Source organism: Staphylococcus sp. FSL K6-0223, assembly GCF_038008285.1.
The window spans coordinates 642,477-665,278 of sequence record NZ_JBBOYX010000002.1 but is presented as its reverse complement, the minus strand read 5'-3'; the positions used below and the strand labels follow the sequence as shown (position 1 = coordinate 665,278).

The window sequence follows — 22,802 nt, the reverse complement described above, 5'->3', positions numbered from 1 at the left end:
TTATTTAAAATTATAGAAAATTCCAGTTTTAAAATGAATATATAAATAAATTTAAGCCGTAAAATTGTCATAAATGAGTATAGTCTTTATACTATATGAGTAATAGTGATACTGAAGGAGTTAAAACATGAAGTGCAATGTAATAAAGTTAAATGAAGATGATCAGTTTATCTCTAAAATAAAAAATGGCGATTCTCAAATTGCGAGGTTTTATGAATATGATGCAAGTTTAAGCGATAGTTTCTCTAAAAGACTTAATACTCCAAATAATGGTAGAGAAGAGCAACTTTCTTCTGTTATAAAATCTTATATGAGTGATTTAGATTTGTCAGAATCACAAATTATGAATATTAAAGATTTAGCTGAGGGAGCTAAAGTAGTAATTGGAGGGCAGCAAGCGGGATTGTTTGGAGGACCTCTCTACACTTTTCATAAAATTTTTTCAATTATTACTCTAAGTAATCAACTGACAAATCAATATAATGAAAAAATTATACCTGTTTTTTGGATTGCTGGAGAAGACCATGATTTTGATGAAGTTAATCATACTTTTGTATTTAATCATAAGAAGGCAACGCTCGATAAGATTAAATATCATACGATGACTCCACCTGAAACTAGTGTTACTCGTTTTACTCCTGATAAAGAAGCTTTGTTGGAGTCGCTTAATCAGTTTTTTAAAGAATTAACAGAGACTTCCCATAGCAATGAAGTGTATCAGTTATGTCGTAACATCATCTTACGCTACGAAAATTGGACTGATATCTTCAAAGGACTTCTACATGAAATTTTCAAAGAATATGGGGTATTATTCCTAGATGCTCAATTCACAGAGTTAAGGAAAATGGAAAAGCCTATTTTCAAAGATATACTAGATAAAAGTGAAAAATTGGATCAAGCTTTTCGAGATACACAATCCAAAATTGAAGCACAAGGATTAAATCCAATGATTCAGACAGACACTAATACTCATTTATTTATTCATGATGAAAATATGAGACAGTTATTAAAATATAAAGATGGCAGATTTATTACTAGTAAATCGGAGAAGTCATATTCAAAAGAAGATTTATTTAACATTATTGAAAATGAGCCCGAGAGAATATCAAATAATGTTGTTACTCGTCCAGTTATGGAAGAGTGGTTATTTAATACTGTTGCATTTATTGGTGGACCAAGCGAAATAAAGTACTGGGCAGAATTAAAAGAAGTGTTTAATTTACTTAATGTTGAAATGCCCATTGTTTTACCTAGACTTAGAATAAGCTATATGTATGATAGAACTAAAAAATTATTGAAACAATATAATCTGAAAACTGAATCTATCATTTCATATGGAGTAGAACAAGATAGACAGAAATTTGTACGTGAAAAAGCCTCTCAAGAATTAATAGATGAAGTAGAGCAAATGAAAGTAAAACAGCAACAACTAACTGAAAGATTGAAATCTCAAGTTGCAGGAAATCATGATAATGAATTATTGATAGAGAAGAATAATGAAATTCACCAAGAACAATATCATTACTTGTTAAAACGCTACTTATTAAATGTAGAGAGAGAAAATGATATTAGTATGCGCCAATTTAGAGAAATTAATGAAGTGCTCCATCCAATGGGTGGATTACAGGAAAGAATTTGGAATCCATTACAAATAATGAATGATTTTGGGAAAAATGTGTTCCATCCCTCCACCTACCCACCACTTCATTACACTTTTGATCATATAATTATAAAACCTTGATATAAAGGCGTTTGAACCCGTTTTATCTTTTTGATAAAACGGGTTTTTTTGTGTTTGAGCAAATAAATTGAACTAATTTTGCATAATTAGTGGAGGATAGTGGGGAGATGTGGTAAATTATAAATAAGGTGAGGTGATAAAAAATGTTCATGGGAGAATACGATCATCAATTAGATACAAAAGGACGTATGATAGTACCGTCCAAGTTTCGTTATGACTTAAATGAACGTTTTATTATCACTAGAGGCCTTGATAAATGCTTATTTGGTTACACACTTGAAGAATGGCAACAAATTGAAGAGAAGATGAAAACCTTACCTATGACTAAAAAAGACGCACGTAAATTTATGCGTATGTTCTTCTCTGGTGCTGTAGAAGTAGAATTAGATAAGCAAGGGCGTATCAACATACCTCAGAATTTGAGGAAATACGCTAATTTGACCAAAGAATGTACAGTAATAGGTGTGTCTAATCGTATTGAGATTTGGGACAGAGAAACTTGGAATGACTTCTATGAAGAATCAGAAGATAGTTTCGAAGATATTGCTGAAGATTTGATAGATTTTGATTTTTAAATGGAGGTATTCAAGTGTTTCATCACGTCAGCGTCATGTTAAACGAAACCATTGATTATTTAAATATTAAAGAAGATGGTGTGTATGTTGACTGTACGCTTGGTGGTGCAGGTCACGCCCTTTATTTACTTAATCAATTAAATGATGAAGGTAGACTTATTGCGATTGATCAAGATTTAACAGCCTTAGAAAATGCAAAAGTTGTTTTGAAAGAACACTTACATAAAGTCACTTTTGTTCATAACAACTTTCGAGAATTAACGAATATTTTAAAAGATTTAAACATTGAAAAAGTAGACGGCATCTATTACGACCTCGGTGTTTCGAGTCCGCAATTGGATGTCCCTGAAAGAGGATTTAGTTATCATCACGATGCGAAATTAGACATGCGGATGGATCAAACTCAATCATTATCTGCTTATGAGGTAGTGAATGAATGGTCTTATGAAGCATTGGTAAAGATTTTTTATCGTTACGGTGAAGAAAAGTTTTCAAAACAAATTGCAAGAAGAATAGAAGCTCATCGAGAACAACATCCAATAGAAACGACTTTACAACTCGTTGACATCATCAAAGAAGGTATACCTGCCAAGGCGAGACGTAAAGGGGGACATCCTGCTAAAAGAGTTTTTCAAGCAATTCGAATAGCTGTAAACGATGAATTATCCGCGTTTGAAGATTCAATTGAACAAGCAATTGAGAGTGTAAATGTTAATGGAAGGATTTCGGTCATCACGTTCCATTCTTTGGAGGACCGCTTATGTAAGCAAATTTTCCAAGAATATGAGAAAGGACCAGAAGTTCCGAGAGGGATACCAATTATTCCTGAAGGTTACTCGCCGAAATTAAAACGTGTAAATCGCAAACCGATAACTGCTACTGAAGAAGATTTAGACGAAAACAATCGTGCGCGTAGTGCAAAACTACGTGTTGCAGAAATTTTAAAATAAGGAGTAATTGAAATGGCTGTAGAAAAAATTTATCAACCTTATGATGAAGCAACTCAAACCAGTATTCCACAAAGACAACCGCAATCTCGTCCAGAAAAACAGACTGTTAAAAGAAAAGTAGTCGTACAATTAACTAGATTTGAAAAAGTTTTATACATAACGCTTATTACAGTAATTGCCATGATTAGTATTTATATGCTATCTTTAAAAATGGATGCGTATGATACGCGGGGAAAAATTGCAGATTTAGATCAAAAAATAGAAAAACAATCTAGTGAAAACAGCGCATTAAAGTCTGAAATCAAGAAAAATTCTTCATATGAACGCATTTACGATAAGGCTAAAAAACAAGGTATGAGCCTACAGAACGATAATGTAAAGGTAGTGCGTAGTAATGGCGAAGCGAAAAATTAAAATTAAAAAAAATAAAATAGGGGCAGTCCTTCTAGTTGGTTTATTCGGACTGCTCTTTTTTATATTGGTTTTAAGGTTCTCATATATTATGGTAACTGGTCATTCAAATGGTCAGAATCTTGTGATGAAGGCAAATGAAAAATACTTAGTAAAAAATTCTGAGCAACCAGAGCGTGGTAAAATTTATGATCGCAATGGGAAGGTTCTTGCAGAAGATGTTGAAAGGTATAAAGTTGTTGCAGTTGTCGATAAAAAGGCAAGTCAAAACAGTAAAAAGCCACGTCACGTAGTAGATAAGAAGAAAACAGCTAAACAATTATCTAAAGTTATAGATATGAAAGCTTCTGATATTGAAAAACGACTCAATCAAAAGAAAGCTTTCCAAGTTGAGTTTGGTCAAAAAGGAACTAACTTAACTTATCAAGATAAAGAAAAAATTGAAAAAATGAATTTATCTGGGGTTTCATTATATCCTGAGACAGAACGTTTCTATCCTAATGGAAACTTTGCCTCTCATTTAATTGGTATGGCTCAAAAAGACCCTGACACAGGACAACTTAATGGTGCTTTAGGTGTTGAAAAAATCTTTAATAGCTACTTAAATGGAACGCAAGGTACGCTTAAATATATCCAGGATATTTGGGGTTATATTGCTCCTAATACTAAAAAAGAACAAACTCCTAAACGAGGAGACGATGTTCATTTAACGCTTGATTCTAATATTCAAGTCTTTGTTGAAGAAGCGTTAGATGGCATGGTAGAGAAATATGCGCCTAAAGATTTATTTGCAGTTGTAATGGACGCTAAAACAGGTGAAATACTCGCTTATAGTCAACGACCTACCTTTAACCCTGAAACAGGTAAGGATTTTGGTAAAAAGTGGGCTAACGATTTATACCAAAATACGTATGAACCAGGTTCTACGTTTAAGTCTTATGGATTAGCTGCTGCTATCCAAGAAGGTAAATTTAAACCTAATGAAAAATATAAATCTGGACACAGAGACATTATGGGTTCTGAGATCTCAGATTGGAATAAAGAAGGTTGGGGCAATATACCTATGACTCTAGGCTTCACCTATTCATCTAACACGCTAATGATGCATTTACAAGATTTAGTTGGAGCAGATAAGATGAAGTCATGGTATGAACGTTTTGGCTTTGGTAAGAAAACAGATGGAATGTTTGATGGAGAAGCATCAGGCCACGTAGCTTGGGCTAATGAATTACAACAAAAAACATCTGCGTTTGGACAATCTACGACTGTTACACCTGTACAGATGATTCAAGCACAATCAGCATTTTTCAATAAAGGTAATATGTTAAAACCTTGGTTTGTAAATAGCATTGATAATCCTGTCACTAAGAAAAACTTCTATAGTGGTAAAAAAGAGTACGCAGGAAAACCAATTTCAAAAGATACTGCTGATAAAGTTGAAAAAGAGTTAGACAAAGTTGTAAATAGTAAACAAAGTCATGCGATGAACTATCGCGTTAAAGGTTACGACATCGAAGGTAAAACTGGTACCGCTCAAGTAGCAGATTCAAATGGTGGCGGATATGTTAAAGGTGAAAATCCTTACTTTGTAAGCTTTATAGGTGACGCGCCGAAGAAAAATCCTAAAGTCATCGTTTACGCGGGTATGAGTTTAGCTCAGAAAAATGATGAAGAAGCTTACGAGATGGGTGTAAGTAAAGCATTTAAACCTATTATGGAAAACACACTCAAGTATCTCAATGTAGGTAAATCAAGTGATTCTGCATCTAAAGCTGATTACAGTAAGGTACCTAACGTTGAAGGTCAAGAAACACAAAAAGCAGAAGATAGTATGAATGCTCAGTCGCTCAAACCAGTTATTATAGGTAGTGGTAAGCAAATTAAATCTCAATCTGTCAAAGCAGGGACTAAGATTTTACCTCATAGTAAAGTAATGTTACTTACAGATGGTGATATCACTATGCCGGATATGACAGGTTGGACAAAAGAAGATGTACTCGCATTTGAAGACTTAACACATATTAAAGTTTCCACTAAAGGTAATGGTTTTGTAACTAACCAAAGTATTACTAAAGGCCAAGCGTTGAAAAACAAAGATAAAGTAGAAGTGACACTATCTGCTGATAAAACTGATGATAGTGAAGATGATTCAAATGCAACAGAAGCTAGTAAAAATTCGAAAGATGAAAGTAAGTCTAAAGATAAAAACTCTAAACAAGATTCAAGCTCATCTTCTAAATCAGAATCAAAGGATAGTTCAAGTTCTGACTCTAAAAAAGACTCCAATAGCAATTCAAAAAATAATTCAAGTTCCAGCGATGACAGCTGATTGAACTAAGCAGACAACAGAGGTTGGGATGATCATTTTAGGGATTAACTAAGAGATGGTCCCAACCTCATTTATTTATGTTTAAAGATTTATATGAAAATAAACCGAAAACTGATAAACTATTAAAGGTTATTTACAATTAACGAATATATTAGAAAGTGAAGAAAAGGAGATTCATATGTTATTTATATATGCGATCATCGCACTACTCATAACATTTATATTAGTACCAGTGCTCATTCCTACGTTAAAAAGAATGAAATTTGGCCAAAGCATTAGAGAAGAAGGGCCTCAAAGCCACATGAAAAAAACAGGAACACCAACTATGGGTGGACTCACGTTTTTAATAAGTATTATTATTACATCTATTATTGCAATCATATTTGTCGATAAATCAAATCCTATTATTTTATTATTATTAGTTACTATTGGATTTGGACTAATTGGATTTATTGATGATTATATTATAGTAGTTAAGAAAAACAACCAAGGTTTAACGAGTAAACAAAAATTCTTAGCTCAAATTTTAATTGCAGTTATATTCTTTGTGCTAGGTGATGTTTTTCATTTAGTTAATTTCACTACAAATTTACATATTCCGTTTACTCATTTTGATTTACCACTCTCCTTCGCGTATGTAATATTCATAATCTTTTGGCAGGTTGGTTTCTCAAATGCGGTAAACTTAACTGATGGACTGGATGGCTTAGCTACAGGATTATCTATCATTGGATTTGCTATCTATGCAATAATGAGCTTTATATTAGATTCCCCAGCAATCGGTACGTTCTGTGTCATTATGGTGTTTGCATTAATAGGCTTTTTACCTTATAACCTAAACCCTGCAAAAGTATTTATGGGTGACACAGGTAGTCTTGCATTAGGAGGAATATTCGCTACAATCTCAATTATGTTAAATCAGGAATTGTCGCTTTTCTTTGTAGGATTAGTTTTCGTTATTGAAACATTATCAGTTATGATGCAAGTAGCGTCTTATAAATTAACTAAGAAACGTATATTTAAAATGAGTCCTATTCACCATCATTTTGAATTAAGTGGATGGGGAGAATGGAAAGTAGTAACTGTATTCTGGACAGTAGGTTTAATTTCAGGATTAATAGGCTTATGGATTGGAGTGCATTAGAGTGCTGAATTACACAGGATTAGAAAATAAAAATGTTCTAGTAGTTGGCTTAGCTAAAAGTGGTTATGAAGCTGCAAAATTATTAGCTAAATTGGGTGCAAACGTCAAAGTGAATGATGGAAAGGACCTTTCCCAAGACGCACATGCAAAAGATCTTGAATCAATGGGGATAGAGGTAATAAGTGGTGAACATCCTCTTTCGCTACTTGATAATAATCCTATTATCGTCAAAAATCCGGGTATCCCTTATACTGTTTCAATTATTGATGAGGCAGTTCGCAGAGGTTTAAAAATCTTAACCGAGGTCGAATTAAGTTACCTTATTTCTGAGGCACCTATTATAGGTGTGACTGGCACAAATGGTAAGACGACTGTGACATCTCTAATAGGGGATATGTTTAAAAAAAGTGTCTTAACAGGTCGACTATCAGGAAACATAGGTTATGTTGCTTCTAAAGTAGCTCAAGAAGTTAAAGCTGATGAATATTTGATTACAGAACTTTCATCTTTCCAATTATTAGGTATTGATGAATACAAACCTCACATAGCAATCATTACAAACATATATTCAGCACATCTAGATTATCATGAGTCTTTAGAAAATTATCAAAATGCGAAAAAACAAATTTATAAAAATCAAACTGAAGATGATTATCTCATTTGTAACTATCATCAAAGACATTTAATTGAAACAGAGAATTTAAAATCAAAAACACTTTATTTTTCAACACAACAAGAAGTTAATGGAATATATATTAAAGACGGATTTATCGTATTTAATGGCGTTCGTATCATAAATGTTAAAGATTTAGTTTTACCAGGCGAACACAACTTAGAAAACATTTTGGCTGCAGTATTAGCTGCTATTTTGGCAGGCGTACCAGTTAAAGCCATCGTAGATAGTCTGACAACTTTCTCAGGAATTGATCATAGACTGCAATACATTGGTACTCACCGTACGAATAAATATTATAATGATTCCAAAGCAACTAATACTTTAGCTACACAATTCGCTTTAAATTCATTCACACAACCGATTATTTGGTTATGTGGTGGTTTAGATAGAGGCAATGACTTTGATGAACTTATACCTTATATGAATAATGTCCGTGTAATGATTGTTTTTGGAGAAACACAAGAAAAATTTGCTAAACTAGGTAATAGCCAAGGTAAATATGTAATTAGAGCAACGAACGTTGAAGATGCAGTTGATAAAATTCAAGACATTATCGAACCTAATGATGTGGTGTTACTTTCACCAGCTTGTGCAAGTTGGGATCAATATAAAACATTTGAAGAACGTGGTGAGAAATTTATCGAGAGATTCCGAGCACACTTGCCATCTTATTAAGGAGTGTGAATGCTCATGGATGAAAATAATAAAAACAAAAATGATAAAGTTTCGCGCATTGAAGATTTTACTACATCTAAGAAAGACAATAATGATAAAGATGATGTGAGTCTTTTTAGAAGAAATAAAGATTTTCGTAATAGAAAAAGAAAACGTTTCGGTGACAGAGTTAATAACGATGAATATTCGAATGAGGAAACACAAGAAAATGATGTTTTCGAGAATGATTCTCCAGAGACGGAAAGTACTAATGAAGATAAAAAGACTCAATCTGAAAATGAACATAATAAAGATAGTCTAAATCACGGTGATGAAGCAATACAACATCATAAAGACTCTCAAACAGAGATTAATGAAGACGATACAAATGAAGACATCGAAGATATAAAAGAACAATCTCTATCGGATAGCAAAAGTGATGCTTCTGAATCTAGTAAAGATGAGAGTGGTAAGGCGAATAAAAACGTTCATGAAGAGAAAAGTGATAAAAAAGGTTTTATAAATAAGATGCCTTTTATTAATAATAATAGTGATCACAACACAGAAAAAGATAAAAATGAACAACAGAAACCTTTAACATTAGAAGAAAAAAGAGCGTTACGCCGAAAAAGACAAAAAAGAATACAGTATATCATTATTACTGTATTAGTATTATTGATTGTTATATTCTTACTTTATATGTTCACTCCTTTAAGCAAGATTTCTAATGTGAATATTAAAGGAAATAATAATGTTAGTAAAAGTAAAATCAATAAAGAGTTAAATGTTACATCTCATTCAAGAATGTACACATTTAGTAAGAGGAAAGCAATTAACAATTTGAAGAAGAATCCTTTGATCAAGGATGTTGAAATTCATAAACAATTGCCTAACACCATAAATGTAAAAGTAACTGAGTACCAAGTTGTTGGTTTAGAAAAAAATAAAGACAGTTACGTTCCAATTATAGAAGATGGCAAAGAATTAAAAGATTACAGTGATGATGTTTCACATGACGGACCAATTATCGATGGTTTTAAAGGAAATAAAAAAACAAGAATCATTCAAGCTTTATCTGAAATGTCACCTGAAGTAAGAAGTTTAATTGCTGAAGTTAGTTATGCTCCAGAGAAGAACAAACAAAATAGAATTGAAATCTTCACTAAAGATGACATGCAAGTTGTCGGAGATATTACTACAATAGCCGATAAAATGAAATATTACCCGCAAATGTCACAATCGTTAAGTAGAGATGATTCAGGTAATCTTAAGACTGATGGGTATATTGATTTATCAGTGGGTGCTTCATTCATACCTTATAGTGGAGCAACAGGTGCTGAGTCTGAATCCGACCAGAATGTAACAAAATCTACACAACAAGAAAGTGAAGCTAAAGAAGAACTTCAAAGTGTTTTAAATAAAATTAATAATCAATCAAAAGATAATAATTAAAAAATTTCGTTAATACTATGTGTTTATAGTTCACAAGCTATTCAACGTATTGTAAACTAAACATAGTGTATTTTAATAGTAATTTGTCAGGAGGTGCCTATCTATGGAGGAACATTACTATGTAAGTATAGATATAGGTTCATCAAGTGTAAAAACGATAGTAGGCGAAAAATTTCACAATGGAATAAATGTGATAGGTACAGGACAAACCTACACTAGCGGTATCAAGAATGGTCTTATTGATGATTTTGATATTGCGAGACAAGCAATCAAAGATACAATTAAGAAGGCTTCAATTGCCTCTGGTGTAGATATAAAAGAAGTATTCTTAAAGTTACCTATCATTGGTACCGAAGTATACGATGAATCAAATGAAATTGAATTTTATGAAGATACTGAAATTAATGGAACACACATTGAATCAGTTTTAGACGGAATTCGTGATAAGAATGATGTAACAGAAACAGAAGTGATTAATGTCTTTCCTATTCGATTCGTAGTTGATAAAGACAATGAAGTTTCTGACCCTAAAGAATTAATTGCTAGACATTCATTGAAAGTTGATGCAGGCGTTATAGCTATACAAAAATCTATTTTAATTAATATGATTAAATGTGTTGAAGCATGTGGCGTAGATGTATTAGATGTTTACTCTGATGCATACAATTATGGTTCAATTTTAACCGCTACAGAAAAAGAATTAGGCGCTTGTGTCATTGATATTGGCGAAGATTTAACTCAAATTGCTTTTTATGAGCGTGGAGAGTTAGTAGACGCTGATTCAATTGAAATGGCTGGTCGTGATATTACAGATGATATTGCACAAGGCTTAAATACTACATATGATACTGCTGAGAAGATTAAGCATCAATATGGACATGCTTTCTATGATTCAGCTTCAGAACAAGATGTATTCTCAGTAGATCAAATTGATAGTGAAGAACATGTTCAATATACTCAAAAAGATTTAAGCGATTTTATCGAACAACGTGTAGAGGATATATTCTTTGAAGTGTTCGATGTGTTACAAGAACTTGGACTTACTAAAGTGAATGGCGGATTTATTGTAACAGGTGGTTCTGCTAACTTACTTGGTGTAAAAGAATTACTGCAAGACATGGTAAGTGAGAAAGTAAGAATTCATACTCCATCTCAAATGGGTATTAGAAAACCTGAGTTCTCTTCTGCTATTTCGACAATTTCTAGTAGTATCGCTTTTGACGAGTTATTAGATTATGTTACAATTAGTTATCAAGATAATGAAGGATTTGAAGAGGAAGTTATCGAATCTGAAGATAAAGATAACGAATCTAAATCGAGCGGTTTTGATTGGTTTAAACGTAAATCAAACAAAAAAGAGAATCATGAGGAAGAACCTGAATCACCTCGTGAGGAAACATATGAAGACCGCAGAGAACATCACGAAGATGATTATCATCAATCAGAAGGTAAGGACAAAGAAGAAGGTAAATTTAAAAAACTAATGAAATCTCTATTTGAATGATTATTGGCCATTAAGACTAGGAGGAAATTTAAATGTTAGAATTTGAACAAGGATTTAATCATTTAGCTACATTGAAAGTCATCGGTGTAGGTGGCGGCGGTAACAACGCTGTTAATCGTATGATTGACCACGGCATGAATAACGTTGAGTTTATCGCTATCAATACAGATGGACAAGCGCTTAACTTATCTAAAGCGGAATCAAAAATCCAAATTGGTGAAAAGTTAACGCGAGGTCTTGGTGCAGGTGCAAATCCTGAAATTGGTAAAAAAGCTGCTGAAGAATCTCGTGAACAAATCGAAGATGCTATCCAAGGTGCAGATATGGTATTCGTTACTGCTGGTATGGGTGGCGGTACTGGTACAGGAGCTGCTCCAGTAGTTGCTAAAATCGCTAAAGAAATGGGCGCTTTAACAGTAGGCGTTGTAACTCGCCCATTCGGTTTTGAGGGACGTAAACGTCAAACTCAAGCTGCCGCTGGCGTTGAAGCAATGAAAGCTGCAGTTGATACATTAATTGTTATTCCTAATGATCGTTTATTAGATATCGTAGACAAATCTACACCTATGATGGAAGCATTCAAGGAAGCAGATAATGTGTTACGTCAAGGTGTACAAGGTATCTCAGATTTAATCGCTGTATCAGGTGAGGTAAACTTAGACTTTGCCGACGTTAAAACTATTATGTCTAACCAAGGTTCAGCATTAATGGGTATCGGTGTATCTTCTGGTGAAAATAGAGCGGTTGAAGCTGCTAAAAAAGCTATTTCATCACCATTATTAGAAACTTCAATTGTTGGTGCTCAAGGCGTACTTATGAACATTACTGGTGGAGAATCACTCTCACTATTTGAAGCTCAAGAAGCTGCTGATATTGTTCAAGATGCGGCTGACGAAGATGTAAACATGATCTTCGGTACAGTAATTAATCCTGAACTTCAAGACGAAATTGTTGTTACAGTGATTGCTACAGGTTTCGAAGATAAACCGTCATCTCAAGGTCGTAAAGCTACAAGTACTGGTTTCGGTTCAAGTGTTAATAGTAATTCTTCTAACCAAAGTCATGCTGCTCCTAAAGAAGACTCATTTGCTACAAACACTTCAACTAGCTCTCAATCTTCAGAAGGCGTAAGCGAAAGAAGTCACTCTACAAAAGATGACGACATTCCTAGCTTTATTAGAAATAGAGAAGAAAGACGTTCTAGAAGAACAAGACGCTAATTATATATGATAATTTAGATAAAAAGCCATCAGAGTTTGTACTGATGGCTTTTTAAATTACAGTTTATGAATTACATAATATTACTTATTAATTTTCATGACACCAATATTAAGTATATATTTAAATTATTTATTCTTGTAACTTGTAGTTTAAATGGTAGAAAGTATGATATATAATAGTTTTATAATATACTTAATTGTCATGAATTATAATAATTGCTTTTAAACATTCTCAAATGGTGGTGAAACATAATGACTGAAAAGTTTATAAAGAAAGAACATTATTTAGATTATGATGTAAAACCTACTCATAGTATTAAGCTTGGTTTCACAACTAGAGAGAATGGACTGAGTCATTATCCAAAACACGCTTTTAACATGGCTAGATACGTGGATGATAATCAAGCTAATATTACTCAACATCAGGAAATTCTTGCAAATGAAATAGGCTTCGATAGAAATAATTGGGTTTTCCCAATTCAGACACATGGAAATAAAGTCACAGAAATTACTAAAGAACATCGAGGTATGAATATTGAAGAATTAACTGATGACTTATATGGGTTAGATGGCATTTTTACTTATGATTCCAATATATTATTAACCATGTGTTATGCTGATTGTGTTCCTGTTTACTTTTATAGTGAGAAGCATGGTTATGTGGGCCTTGCCCATGCTGGATGGCGTGGTACCTATGGTGAGATCGTAAAAGAAATGGTTAGAAAAATTGACTTTGATTTAAATGATTTACAAGTGGTTATTGGACCAGCAACATCTAATTCCTATGAAATCAATGATGATATCAAAGGTAAATTTGAAACATTAACAATTGACTCATCTAAATATATTGACTCGCGTGCAGCAAACAAACATGGTATTGATTTAAAAAAAGCCAATGCTTTATTACTTGAAGAAGTAGGCGTCCCATCAGATAATATCTATATTACTGAGTATGCTACTTCTGAAAATTTAGACTTATTTTTCTCTTATAGAATTGAAAAAGGTCAGACTGGACGTATGTTAGCATTTATAGGACGCAAGTAAAGTGAGGAGGAACGTTAGTGAGTGTAAAACAAAATTTAAAACAAATTGAACAAGAAATAAGTGAACATTTAGAAAAAAGTTCTAATTCAGCACACCCTCACGTGATTGCAGTGACAAAGTATGTTACAATAGAGCGAGCTAAAGAAGCTTATGAAGCAGGTATTAGGCACTTTGGCGAAAATAGATTAGAAGGCTTCAAAGAGAAAAAAGCAGCATTACCTGATGATGTTGTTTTTCACTTTATTGGTTCTTTGCAATCTAGAAAAGTTAAAGAAGTAATTAACGAAGTTGACTATTTTCACGCTTTAGATCGCCTGAGTTTAGCTAAGGAGATTAATAAGAGAGCAGACCATGTTGTATCTTGTTTTTTACAAGTTAATGTTTCTGGGGAAGAATCTAAACATGGTATAGCATTAGACGAAGTTAATGAATTTTTAAATGAACTAAAAGCTTATGAAAACATCAAAGTAATTGGTTTAATGACAATGGCACCTCTAACTGATGATAGTGCGTACATAAAATCAATTTTCAATGATTTAAAACATAAAAAAGAAGAAATTCAACAATTCAATTTAGAACATGCACCTTGCACAGAATTATCTATGGGAATGAGTAATGACTATCAGATAGCAGTTGAAGAAGGTGCAACCTTTGTCAGAATTGGGACTAAACTTGTAGGAGAAGAGGAGTGAGCCCCTTGGCTTTAAAGGATTTATTTAATGGATTTTTTGTAGTAGAAGATGAAGAAGAAGTTGAAGCACCAGAAGAACGTGAAACATCTCAGACACGTGAGCGTGCTCAAGAACGTGATGTTGAATCACGAAATGAAAACAATGTACCATCAACGCAATCACAAAACAATGTAAACAAACAAAATGCAATCAAATCTGTGCCTCAAAAGAGCACAACAAGAAAAAGTGCAACTTCTGAAGAAAGGAATTATCGTATGAATAATAATTCAAAGAGTAATTCTCGTAATGTTGTAACTATGAATCAATCATCACAAAATTATGCGACACAAGAAAGCTCTAAAATGTGCTTATTTGAACCACGTGTGTTTTCTGATACACAAGATATTGCGGATGAATTGAAAAATAGACGTGCTACTTTAGTGAACTTACAACGCATTGATAAAGTATCTGCTAAACGTATTATTGACTTCTTAAGTGGAACAGTATATGCAATTGGTGGAGATATTCAGCGTGTAGGAACTGATATATTCTTATGTACACCTGATAACGTAGAAGTTGCTGGAAGCATAACTGATCATATCGAAAACATGGAGCAACATTACGAATAAGGAGTCTAATTATGGATATCGGTCTACTTAGTACTATATTCCGATTTATATTATTTTTGGTTCAAATTTATTATATAGGAATGATTATTTATTTCTTCACGTCTTGGGTTCCAAGCATTAGAGAATCTAAAGTGGGGGAATTTCTTGGTAAAATTTATGAACCTTTTTTAGAACCATTTAGGAAAATCATTCCTCCCATTGGCATCATAGATATTTCTTCTATAGCAGCTATTATAGTATTAGTATTATTTCAAAGAGGTTTAGTTACAATTTTTAATATCATACTTACACATTTATCATAAAAATGAAGTAGTTTGAATTTTATATGAGTATTTTAAGCGAGGCAAAGTATTAATTGAACTTTGACCTCGTTTTTGTCATGTGAAATTAAGTTATCTTAATTGAATGTTGTGAAAATAAAATGTTAGGAGTGTCTCACATCGATATATATCAACATTTTAGAAGAGAAGAACAAGAATTGATAGATCAATTAATAGATAAGTGTAATCAAGCTGAAAATCACTATGCGCCTGTGCTCACTGCTTTTTTAGATCCGAGAGGTCAATACATCTTAGAAGTCATCGTGGGGAGTTATGAAATGTTAAAAGTCGACTTTTATGGGGGTCCCTACGCTGAGAGAAAACGTGCTATCGTAGCTCCATCATATTATGAAGCACAAGTGGAAGATTTTGAGCTGTCACTATTACGAATCGATTATCCTGAGAAATTCGTTTCAATCCAACATCAACATGTGTTAGGCACCTTAATGTCTTTAGGTATTGAGAGAGAACAATTGGGGGATATTATAGTTGCAGGTGATATACAATTTGTTTTGACAGAGCGTTTGGAATCTTATATTATGCTTGAATTAAATAGGATTAAAGGTGCCACAGTTAAACTTAATTCTATTCCTATAAAAGATATGATACAATCAAAAGAGAATTGGAAAATTCAAAGCACGACTGTTAGTGCAATGAGATTGGACGTTGTATTAAAAGACATGATTCATAAATCTCGTAATATAGCAAAGCAATTAATAGAAAAGAAAAGAGTCAAAGTGAATCATACTATAATTGATACACCTGACTTTCAATTAGAACAAAATGATCTACTTTCTATCCAAGGATTTGGCAGAGCTCGAATCACTCAAATTGGAGGAAGAACTAAAAAAGATAAACTACACATTACCTATCAGACATTATTTAAATAGTGATGAATTAAGGAGGATATATCATGCCTTTCACACCAAGTGAGATTAAAAATAAAGAGTTTAGTCGAGTGAAGAATGGTTTAGAACCCACTGAGGTTGCTAATTATTTAGATCAATTAAGCACTGAGATTGAACGACTTAAAGAAGATAAAAAGCAACTTGAAAAAGTAGTTGAAGATAGAGACACTAATATCAAATCTTATCAAGATGTGCATCAATCTGTAAGTGATGCTTTAATTCAAGCTCAAAAAGTTGGAGAAGAAACAAAATTAGCTGCTAATAAAGATGCCGAAGCTACACTTGCTAAAGCTCAAGTTCAAGCTGATAAAATTGTAAATGATGCGATTGAAAAAGCACGTCGTTTATCATTCCAAACTGAAGACATGAAACGTCAATCTAAAGTGTTTAGATCTCGTTTCCGTATGTTGGTAGAAGCTCAATTAGATTTACTTAAAAGTGAAGATTGGGATTACTTATTAAATTATGATTTAGATGCTGAACAAGTGACTTTAGAAGATATTCATCACTTAAATGATAATGATCTTACACCAGAAGAACGCGCTATGAAGGAAAGCCAATCTCAAGCAGAGAATAATAGTGGAACAACTTCTACTTCTGAATCTTCACGTACGTCTAATAATCAATCAGAGACTTCTACAACTCATAGTAATTTATAAGTATTCTATTGATAAATGATTAATAGATGGAGACGCAATTGAAGAATTTTAAACTTGTAAATGTATTTATGTTAAAAATACATTTTCTTAATGACAATTTATTGATATGATATAAAAAGACAGACGCGTAAGAAACACTAAACATTTTCCAGCGAGTTAGGAATGGTGAGAGCCTAACATATCGTTTGTTTCTTATATCACTGGCTTTTATTTTAATATGTTTATGAGAGAACTCTAAGTTGAGTTAAATAGGGTGGTACCGCGGTTTAGCCGTCCCTTTTAATTGAACTTAGAGTTCTTTTTATCATTAGAAGGAGTGAACAGTATGAATTTTAAAGATACTTTATTAATGCCCAAAACTGACTTTCCTATGAGAGGCGGTTTACCTAATAAAGAGCCTCAAATTCAAGAAAAATGGGACGCAGAAGATCAATATAAAAAAGCATTAGAAAAAAATAAAGGTAATCAATCTTATATCTTGCATGATGGTCCACCGTATGCAAATGGTAGTTTACATATGGGACATGCACTTAATAAAATTATTAAGGATTTTATCGTCCGTTATAAAACAATGCAAGGATTCTATGCACCATATGTTCCAGGCTGGGATACGCATGGTTTACCAATTGAACAGGCTTTAACTAAAAAAGGCGTAGACCGTAAAAAAATGTCAATTGCTGAATTTAGAGAAAAGTGTAAAGAATTTGCACTTAAGCAAGTAGATATTCAGAAGAAGGATTTCAAACGTCTAGGTGTTCGTGGTGACTTTGATAATCCTTATATTACACTTACGCCTGAATATGAAGCAGCACAAATTCGTTTATTTGGTGAAATGGCAGACAAAGGTTTAATTTATAAAGGTAAGAAACCAGTTTATTGGTCACCTTCAAGTGAATCTTCATTAGCTGAAGCGGAAATTGAATACCATGATAAACGTTCTGCCTCTATTTATGTAGCATTTAACGTTAAAGACGATAAAGGAGTCGTTGATTCAGATGCTAAGTTTATTATCTGGACTACAACACCTTGGACAATTCCTTCAAACGTAGCTATCACTGTTCATCCAGAACTTAAGTATGGCCAATACAATGTAGAAGGACAGAAATTTATTGTTGCTCAAGCCTTATCTGAGACTGTAGCTGATGCTTTAGGTTGGGATAAAGAAACAATACAACTTGAAAAAGAATTTACGGGTAAAGAGTTAGAATATGTTGAAGCGCAACATCCATTCTTAGATCGTACGTCACTAGTGATTAATGGAGATCACGTCACAACAGATGCAGGTACTGGATGTGTTCATACTGCTCCTGGACACGGGGAAGACGACTACATCGTTGGACAAAAATATGACTTACCTGTCATCAGTCCTCTAAATGACAAGGGTGTATTTACTGAAGAGGGCGGCCAATTTGAAGGTATGTTCTATGACAAAGCGAATAAAGCTGTCACTGACTTATTAACTGAAAAGGACGCACTTCTCAAATTAGACTTTATTACACATAGCTACCCACATGATTGGCGTACAAAAAAACCAGTTATCTTTAGAGCGACACCTCAATGGTTTGCTTCAATTAACAAAGTAAGACAAGATATCTTAGATGCGATTGAAGAGACTAACTTTAAAGTAGATTGGGGTAAAACACGTATCTATAATATGATTCGTGATCGTGGCGAATGGGTTATTTCTCGTCAACGTGTATGGGGTGTTCCATTACCAGTATTTTATGCTGAAAATGGTGACATCATCATGACGAAAGAAACAGTTAATCATATCGCTGATTTATTCGCAGAACATGGGTCAAATGTGTGGTTTGAACGTGAAGCGAAAGATTTATTACCAGAAGGATTTACACATCCTGGAAGTCCTAATGGTGAATTTACTAAAGAAACAGACATCATGGATGTATGGTTCGATTCAGGTTCATCTCACCGTGGTGTATTAGAAACAAGACCAGAGTTAAGTTTCCCTGCAGATCTTTACTTTGAAGGAAGTGACCAGTATCGTGGTTGGTTTAACTCTTCAATAACTACTGCTGTAGCAACTCGTGGACAAGCACCTTATAAATTCCTACTTTCACACGGTTTCGTTATGGATGGTGAAGGTAAAAAAATGAGTAAATCGCTTGGTAACGTCATTGTTCCGGACCAAGTTGTTAAGCAAAAAGGTGCAGATATCGCACGTCTATGGGTAAGTAGTACTGATTATTTAGCAGACGTCCGTATTTCAGATGAAATTTTAAAACAAACTTCTGATGTTTATCGTAAAATAAGAAATACACTCAGATTCATGTTAGGTAATATTAATGATTATAACCCTGAGACAGATCGTATCCCTGAAAATGAATTACTCGACGTAGATCGTTATTTACTTAATCGTTTACGTGAATTCACAGCTAGTACTATCAACAACTATGAGAATTTTGATTACCTTAACATTTATCAAGAAGTTCAAAACTTTATCAATGTAGAATTAAGTAACTTCTATTTAGACTATGGTAAAGATATTCTTTACATTGAGAAGAAAGACTCTCATAAACGTCGCAGCATGCAAACAGTGCTTTATCAAATCTTAGTAGATATGACAAAATTATTAGCACCAATCCTAGTGCATACTGCAGAAGAAGTATGGTCACATACACCTCACGTTAAAGAGGAAAGTGTTCATTTAGCAGATATGCCAGAAGTTGTTGAAGTAGATAGAGAATTATTAGATAAATGGAATACTCTTATGGATCTACGCGACGACGTAAACCGTGCTTTAGAACAAGCTCGTAATGAAAAAGTCATTGGTAAATCATTAGAAGCTAAAGTGGTTATTGGCAATAATGAATCATTTAAAGCTGCTGAATTCTTACAAGAGTTTAATGATTTACAACAATTATTCATCGTTTCTCAAGTTGAAGTTGTTGATTCAGTTGAAAATGGTGAAACATATAAATATGGTGATATTCGCATCGAACACGCAGAAGGCGAAAAGTGTGAAAGATGTTGGAACTATAGCGATGAATTAGGTTCTGTTGGAGAACTTGATCATCTATGTCCACGTTGCCAAGAAGTAGTGAAAACATTAGTTTAATTTCTAAATGATTGGTAACCATTAATCATAGACCTGAGAAGATTTTATTATAAAGAAGTCTTCTTAGGTCTTTTATACTTTAAGAAACAAATTGATTAGAAAAATTAAAGTAAGATTTATAAGACTTTAATGAGAAAATGTTGATATATTTAAAATTTCTCTTTAAATTCACATCATAAATTAGAAATTTGAATTCTTAAATATATTTAGTCATAATGTTAAAATTATAGTAATGAAATCTTATATATAGACAACCATTCAGAGTACAAGTCATTGTTGAGAGGGTAGAATGATGTTTCATAGTAAAGATGCACATTTCGTTAATGGAATAATAATAAATGTACGCGATATAGAAGTTATAAGAGCCTTTTATGAGGAAGTTTTAGGATTTAATTTTGTTAATGAATCTATGAAGGCTGTTCAATATAAGGTTGGAGCAAACAATCAATATATAACTTTTAATGAAATTCAAAATGGTAGAGAGCCACTCATGTCTGAAGCTGGCTTATTTCATATAGGAATTAAGTTGCCAGAATTATCCTCTCTAGCCGATTTATTAGTACAATTAAGTGATTTTGAGATACCGGTTAATGGAGGAGAACAAAGTGTTGGAACATCACTCTTTGTTGAAGATCCTGAAGGTAATGCGCTTAAATTTTACGTCGATTATGACTTTGAAATGTGGAAATACGATGAAGATAATAGAGTGAAATTGGATATTAAACCAATTAACGTACCTCGATTGTTAAAAGAAGTTTCTAATGAAAAATGGCAAGGTGTACCTAATGAAGCGAAATTAGGTCATTTGCATCTTAAAACTATTAGAATCTCAGAAATTAAATCATATTATCTTAATTATTTCGGTTTAGAAGAGTCAGCTTATATAGACGATTTCTCATTATTTTTGTCCTCAAATCATTATTACAATCATTTAGCAATGAATCAGTGGTTATCAGGGACCAAGCGTGTTGATAATGAAAACACATATGGTTTAGCGTTAATAGATTTTCACTATCCTGAATCTACGCATTTAAATTTAAAAGGACCAGATGGCTTGTACTTCAGGTTTAATCGAATAAAAGATGAATAATTGAGTAAGCTAAATATTTACTAAAATTAAGTTGAGACACGATTAAGTCTCAACTTTTTGTATGATATTATTGCTCAACATTTCTAATAATTAGATTTATACTCAGCAATCTTTTTTTATGTCTTGGAGTAGGATATAATGTTAAGTGTTGTCAAAAGTGACGTTGAACTGAATGGAGGCACATGAATGAAAAAGAAATATTATATTGGAATCTCACTTCTTTTAGCATTTTTAATTATAATTTTTGACCAAATTTCAAAGTGGATAATTGCTTCATCCATGAAAATTGGCGATTCCTACGAAGTAATTCCTCATTTTCTTAATATTACTTCACATAGAAATAATGGAGCTGCTTGGGGAATTTTAAGTGGTAAAATGGGATTTTTCTATATTATCACATTAGTTATTTTAGTAGTTCTCGTGCTGTTTTATATTAAAGAAGCTAAATATAATTTATTTATGCAAGTTGCAATTACCTTACTCTTTGCTGGTGCGTTAGGTAACTTTATTGATCGCGTATTTAATGGTGAAGTTGTCGATTTTATAGATACAAACATCTTTGGTTATGATTTCCCAATCTTTAATATTGCAGATTCAAGTTTAACTATAGGCGTTATCTTCGTAATTATCGCATTATTAAAGGATACAACTAAAAAGAACTAAGGAGGTATACTTTTGGAAACACATGAATTTAAGATCACAGATGAAACACAAGTTGGTCAAAGAATAGATAAATTTCTATCTGAGTCGAATGATGCTTGGTCTCGTAGCCAACTTCAAGATTGGATTAAAGAAGATTTAGTTAAAGTTAATGATAAAGTGATTAAATCAAATTATAAAGTTAAATTAAATGATCATATCATTGTCACTGAAAAGGAAGTTGTAGAAGCAGACATTCAACCAGAAGATTTAGATTTAGATATCTATTATGAGGATGATGATGTGGCGATTGTTTATAAACCTAAAGGTATGGTAGTACATCCATCTCCAGGTCATTATACGGGCACACTTGTGAACGGCTTAATGTATCAAATCAAAAATTTATCTGGTATTAACGGTGAAATACGTCCTGGTATTGTTCACCGTATTGATAAAGATACTTCTGGTTTATTAATGGTTGCTAAAAATGACATCGCTCATCGAGGTCTTGTCGAACAACTAATGGCTAAAAGTGTTAAACGTAAATACACTGCGTTAGTTCACGGTAATATTCCGCATGATTATGGTACGGTAGATGCTCCAATTGGTCGTAATAAAAATGACCGTCAAGCAATGGCTGTAGTTGATGATGGTAAAGAAGCTGTAACGCATTTCAATGTAATAGAGCATTTTAAAGACTATACTTTGATAGAATGTGAATTGGAAACTGGACGAACTCACCAAATTCGTGTGCATATGAAATATATTGGCTACCCGCTTGTGGGTGACCCTAAATATGGACCTAAGAGAACATTAGATATTGGTGGTCAAGCATTGCATGCGGGTGTGATTGGTTTTGAACATCCAGTAACACATGAGTATATTGAAAGAAGTACTGATTTGCCTAATGATTTTAAAGATTTATTAGAAGATATTCGACGTAGAGATGCTTAAAAAACCACATTACAAAGTTAAACATTACGAGCGATTTTGTTAACTTTTAGTTTAAAGAAATCATTGACTTATTTATTAAAAAGTTTTAGACTAATAACAGTTTAAATATAAAAAACTTCGTCTTTAATTGCGAGTCCAGAGAGGCTTCGAAGACAT

At 33.0% G+C, this 22,802-nt stretch carries 20 protein-coding genes; all 20 read left to right on the top strand.

All coding sequences use genetic code 11. From position 1 onward, the window contains the following. Positions 1-127: 127 nt before the first annotated feature. Positions 128-1,741 carry a bacillithiol biosynthesis cysteine-adding enzyme BshC gene (bshC, locus tag MHI13_RS14090; protein WP_064210524.1) on the top strand — a complete coding sequence of 538 codons (1,614 nt, stop codon included), beginning with the start codon at positions 128-130 and terminating at the stop codon, positions 1,739-1,741. Positions 1,742-1,884: 143 nt separating this feature from the next. Next, positions 1,885-2,316, top strand: coding sequence for a division/cell wall cluster transcriptional repressor MraZ (gene mraZ / locus MHI13_RS14085; protein WP_002435248.1), 432 nt, complete (start codon positions 1,885-1,887; stop codon positions 2,314-2,316). Between the two features lie 14 nt (positions 2,317-2,330). Further along, positions 2,331-3,266: a 16S rRNA (cytosine(1402)-N(4))-methyltransferase RsmH gene (gene rsmH, locus MHI13_RS14080; RefSeq protein ID WP_064210525.1), complete on the top strand. Its 936-nt coding sequence runs from the start codon at positions 2,331-2,333 to the stop codon at positions 3,264-3,266. 12 nt (positions 3,267-3,278) lie between these two features. Beyond that, positions 3,279-3,680: a cell division protein FtsL gene (gene ftsL / locus MHI13_RS14075; RefSeq protein ID WP_023350435.1), complete on the top strand. Its 402-nt coding sequence runs from the start codon at positions 3,279-3,281 to the stop codon at positions 3,678-3,680. Continuing rightward, positions 3,661-6,006 (top strand): penicillin-binding protein, encoded by a 2,346-nt coding sequence (locus tag MHI13_RS14070; RefSeq protein ID WP_064210526.1) that lies wholly within the window; start codon positions 3,661-3,663, stop codon positions 6,004-6,006. Before ftsL ends, MHI13_RS14070 begins: the two co-directional genes overlap by 20 nt. A 178-nt stretch (positions 6,007-6,184) precedes the next feature. Beyond that, positions 6,185-7,150: a phospho-N-acetylmuramoyl-pentapeptide-transferase gene (gene mraY, locus MHI13_RS14065; RefSeq protein ID WP_023350433.1), complete on the top strand. Its 966-nt coding sequence runs from the start codon at positions 6,185-6,187 to the stop codon at positions 7,148-7,150. Position 7,151: 1 nt separating this feature from the next. Next, positions 7,152-8,501: a UDP-N-acetylmuramoyl-L-alanine--D-glutamate ligase gene (murD, locus tag MHI13_RS14060; RefSeq protein ID WP_047796164.1), complete on the top strand. Its 1,350-nt coding sequence runs from the start codon at positions 7,152-7,154 to the stop codon at positions 8,499-8,501. 15 nt (positions 8,502-8,516) lie between these two features. Further along, the gene (locus MHI13_RS14055) at positions 8,517-9,932 is read left to right on the top strand and encodes a cell division protein FtsQ/DivIB (RefSeq protein WP_064210527.1); all 1,416 of its coding nucleotides are present in this window, start codon (positions 8,517-8,519) and stop codon (positions 9,930-9,932) included. A 103-nt stretch (positions 9,933-10,035) separates the two neighbouring features. Next, entirely contained in the window at positions 10,036-11,436 is a 1,401-nt protein-coding gene (gene ftsA, locus MHI13_RS14050; protein WP_002435260.1) for a cell division protein FtsA, read from the top strand. Between the two features lie 32 nt (positions 11,437-11,468). Then, the gene (ftsZ, locus tag MHI13_RS14045; RefSeq protein ID WP_047796167.1) at positions 11,469-12,656 is read left to right on the top strand and encodes a cell division protein FtsZ; all 1,188 of its coding nucleotides are present in this window, start codon (positions 11,469-11,471) and stop codon (positions 12,654-12,656) included. 252 nt (positions 12,657-12,908) lie between these two features. Beyond that, positions 12,909-13,700: a peptidoglycan editing factor PgeF gene (pgeF, locus tag MHI13_RS14040; RefSeq protein ID WP_064210528.1), complete on the top strand. Its 792-nt coding sequence runs from the start codon at positions 12,909-12,911 to the stop codon at positions 13,698-13,700. Positions 13,701-13,717: 17 nt separating this feature from the next. After that, the gene (locus MHI13_RS14035) at positions 13,718-14,392 is read left to right on the top strand and encodes a YggS family pyridoxal phosphate-dependent enzyme (protein WP_064210529.1); all 675 of its coding nucleotides are present in this window, start codon (positions 13,718-13,720) and stop codon (positions 14,390-14,392) included. Continuing rightward, positions 14,389-15,000, top strand: coding sequence for a cell division protein SepF (locus MHI13_RS14030; protein ID WP_153019920.1), 612 nt, complete (start codon positions 14,389-14,391; stop codon positions 14,998-15,000). Before MHI13_RS14035 ends, MHI13_RS14030 begins: the two co-directional genes overlap by 4 nt. A gap of 11 nt (positions 15,001-15,011) precedes the next feature. Then, a complete protein-coding gene (locus tag MHI13_RS14025; RefSeq protein ID WP_047796170.1) occupies positions 15,012-15,302 on the top strand; it encodes a YggT family protein in 291 nt (96 codons plus the stop codon). Positions 15,303-15,421: 119 nt separating this feature from the next. After that, entirely contained in the window at positions 15,422-16,210 is a 789-nt protein-coding gene (locus MHI13_RS14020) for a YlmH family RNA-binding protein (protein ID WP_064210531.1), read from the top strand. Between the two features lie 23 nt (positions 16,211-16,233). Beyond that, positions 16,234-16,887, top strand: coding sequence for a DivIVA domain-containing protein (locus MHI13_RS14015; RefSeq protein ID WP_030065292.1), 654 nt, complete (start codon positions 16,234-16,236; stop codon positions 16,885-16,887). A gap of 325 nt (positions 16,888-17,212) precedes the next feature. Beyond that, positions 17,213-19,963 carry an isoleucine--tRNA ligase gene (gene ileS, locus MHI13_RS14010; RefSeq protein ID WP_064210532.1) on the top strand — a complete coding sequence of 917 codons (2,751 nt, stop codon included), beginning with the start codon at positions 17,213-17,215 and terminating at the stop codon, positions 19,961-19,963. A 292-nt stretch (positions 19,964-20,255) separates the two neighbouring features. Continuing rightward, complete coding sequence (locus MHI13_RS14005; RefSeq protein ID WP_064210533.1) at positions 20,256-21,053, top strand: VOC family protein; 798 nt, start codon at positions 20,256-20,258, stop codon at positions 21,051-21,053. A gap of 186 nt (positions 21,054-21,239) precedes the next feature. Then, positions 21,240-21,716, top strand: coding sequence for a signal peptidase II (lspA, locus tag MHI13_RS14000; protein WP_023350426.1), 477 nt, complete (start codon positions 21,240-21,242; stop codon positions 21,714-21,716). A gap of 12 nt (positions 21,717-21,728) precedes the next feature. Beyond that, complete coding sequence (locus MHI13_RS13995; protein ID WP_047796174.1) at positions 21,729-22,646, top strand: RluA family pseudouridine synthase; 918 nt, start codon at positions 21,729-21,731, stop codon at positions 22,644-22,646. Positions 22,647-22,802 lie beyond the last annotated feature (156 nt).

Bases quoted from the DNA above. Each gene is read 5' to 3' on its own strand.
- ftsA (WP_002435260.1), top strand. From the start codon at position 10,036: ATGGAGGAACATTACTATGTAAGTATAGATATAGGTTCATCAAGTGTA.
- MHI13_RS14055 (WP_064210527.1), top strand. From the start codon at position 8,517: ATGGATGAAAATAATAAAAACAAAAATGATAAAGTTTCGCGCATTGAA.
- MHI13_RS14005 (WP_064210533.1), top strand. From the start codon at position 20,256: ATGTTTCATAGTAAAGATGCACATTTCGTTAATGGAATAATAATAAAT.
- mraZ (WP_002435248.1), top strand. From the start codon at position 1,885: ATGTTCATGGGAGAATACGATCATCAATTAGATACAAAAGGACGTATG.
- lspA (WP_023350426.1), top strand. From the start codon at position 21,240: ATGAAAAAGAAATATTATATTGGAATCTCACTTCTTTTAGCATTTTTA.
- ileS (WP_064210532.1), top strand. From the start codon at position 17,213: ATGAATTTTAAAGATACTTTATTAATGCCCAAAACTGACTTTCCTATG.
- MHI13_RS14015 (WP_030065292.1), top strand. From the start codon at position 16,234: ATGCCTTTCACACCAAGTGAGATTAAAAATAAAGAGTTTAGTCGAGTG.
- pgeF (WP_064210528.1), top strand. From the start codon at position 12,909: ATGACTGAAAAGTTTATAAAGAAAGAACATTATTTAGATTATGATGTA.
- MHI13_RS14025 (WP_047796170.1), top strand. From the start codon at position 15,012: ATGGATATCGGTCTACTTAGTACTATATTCCGATTTATATTATTTTTG.
- MHI13_RS14020 (WP_064210531.1), top strand. From the start codon at position 15,422: ATGTTAGGAGTGTCTCACATCGATATATATCAACATTTTAGAAGAGAA.
- MHI13_RS14070 (WP_064210526.1), top strand. From the start codon at position 3,661: ATGGCGAAGCGAAAAATTAAAATTAAAAAAAATAAAATAGGGGCAGTC.
- mraY (WP_023350433.1), top strand. From the start codon at position 6,185: ATGTTATTTATATATGCGATCATCGCACTACTCATAACATTTATATTA.
- bshC (WP_064210524.1), top strand. From the start codon at position 128: ATGAAGTGCAATGTAATAAAGTTAAATGAAGATGATCAGTTTATCTCT.
- ftsL (WP_023350435.1), top strand. From the start codon at position 3,279: ATGGCTGTAGAAAAAATTTATCAACCTTATGATGAAGCAACTCAAACC.
- ftsZ (WP_047796167.1), top strand. From the start codon at position 11,469: ATGTTAGAATTTGAACAAGGATTTAATCATTTAGCTACATTGAAAGTC.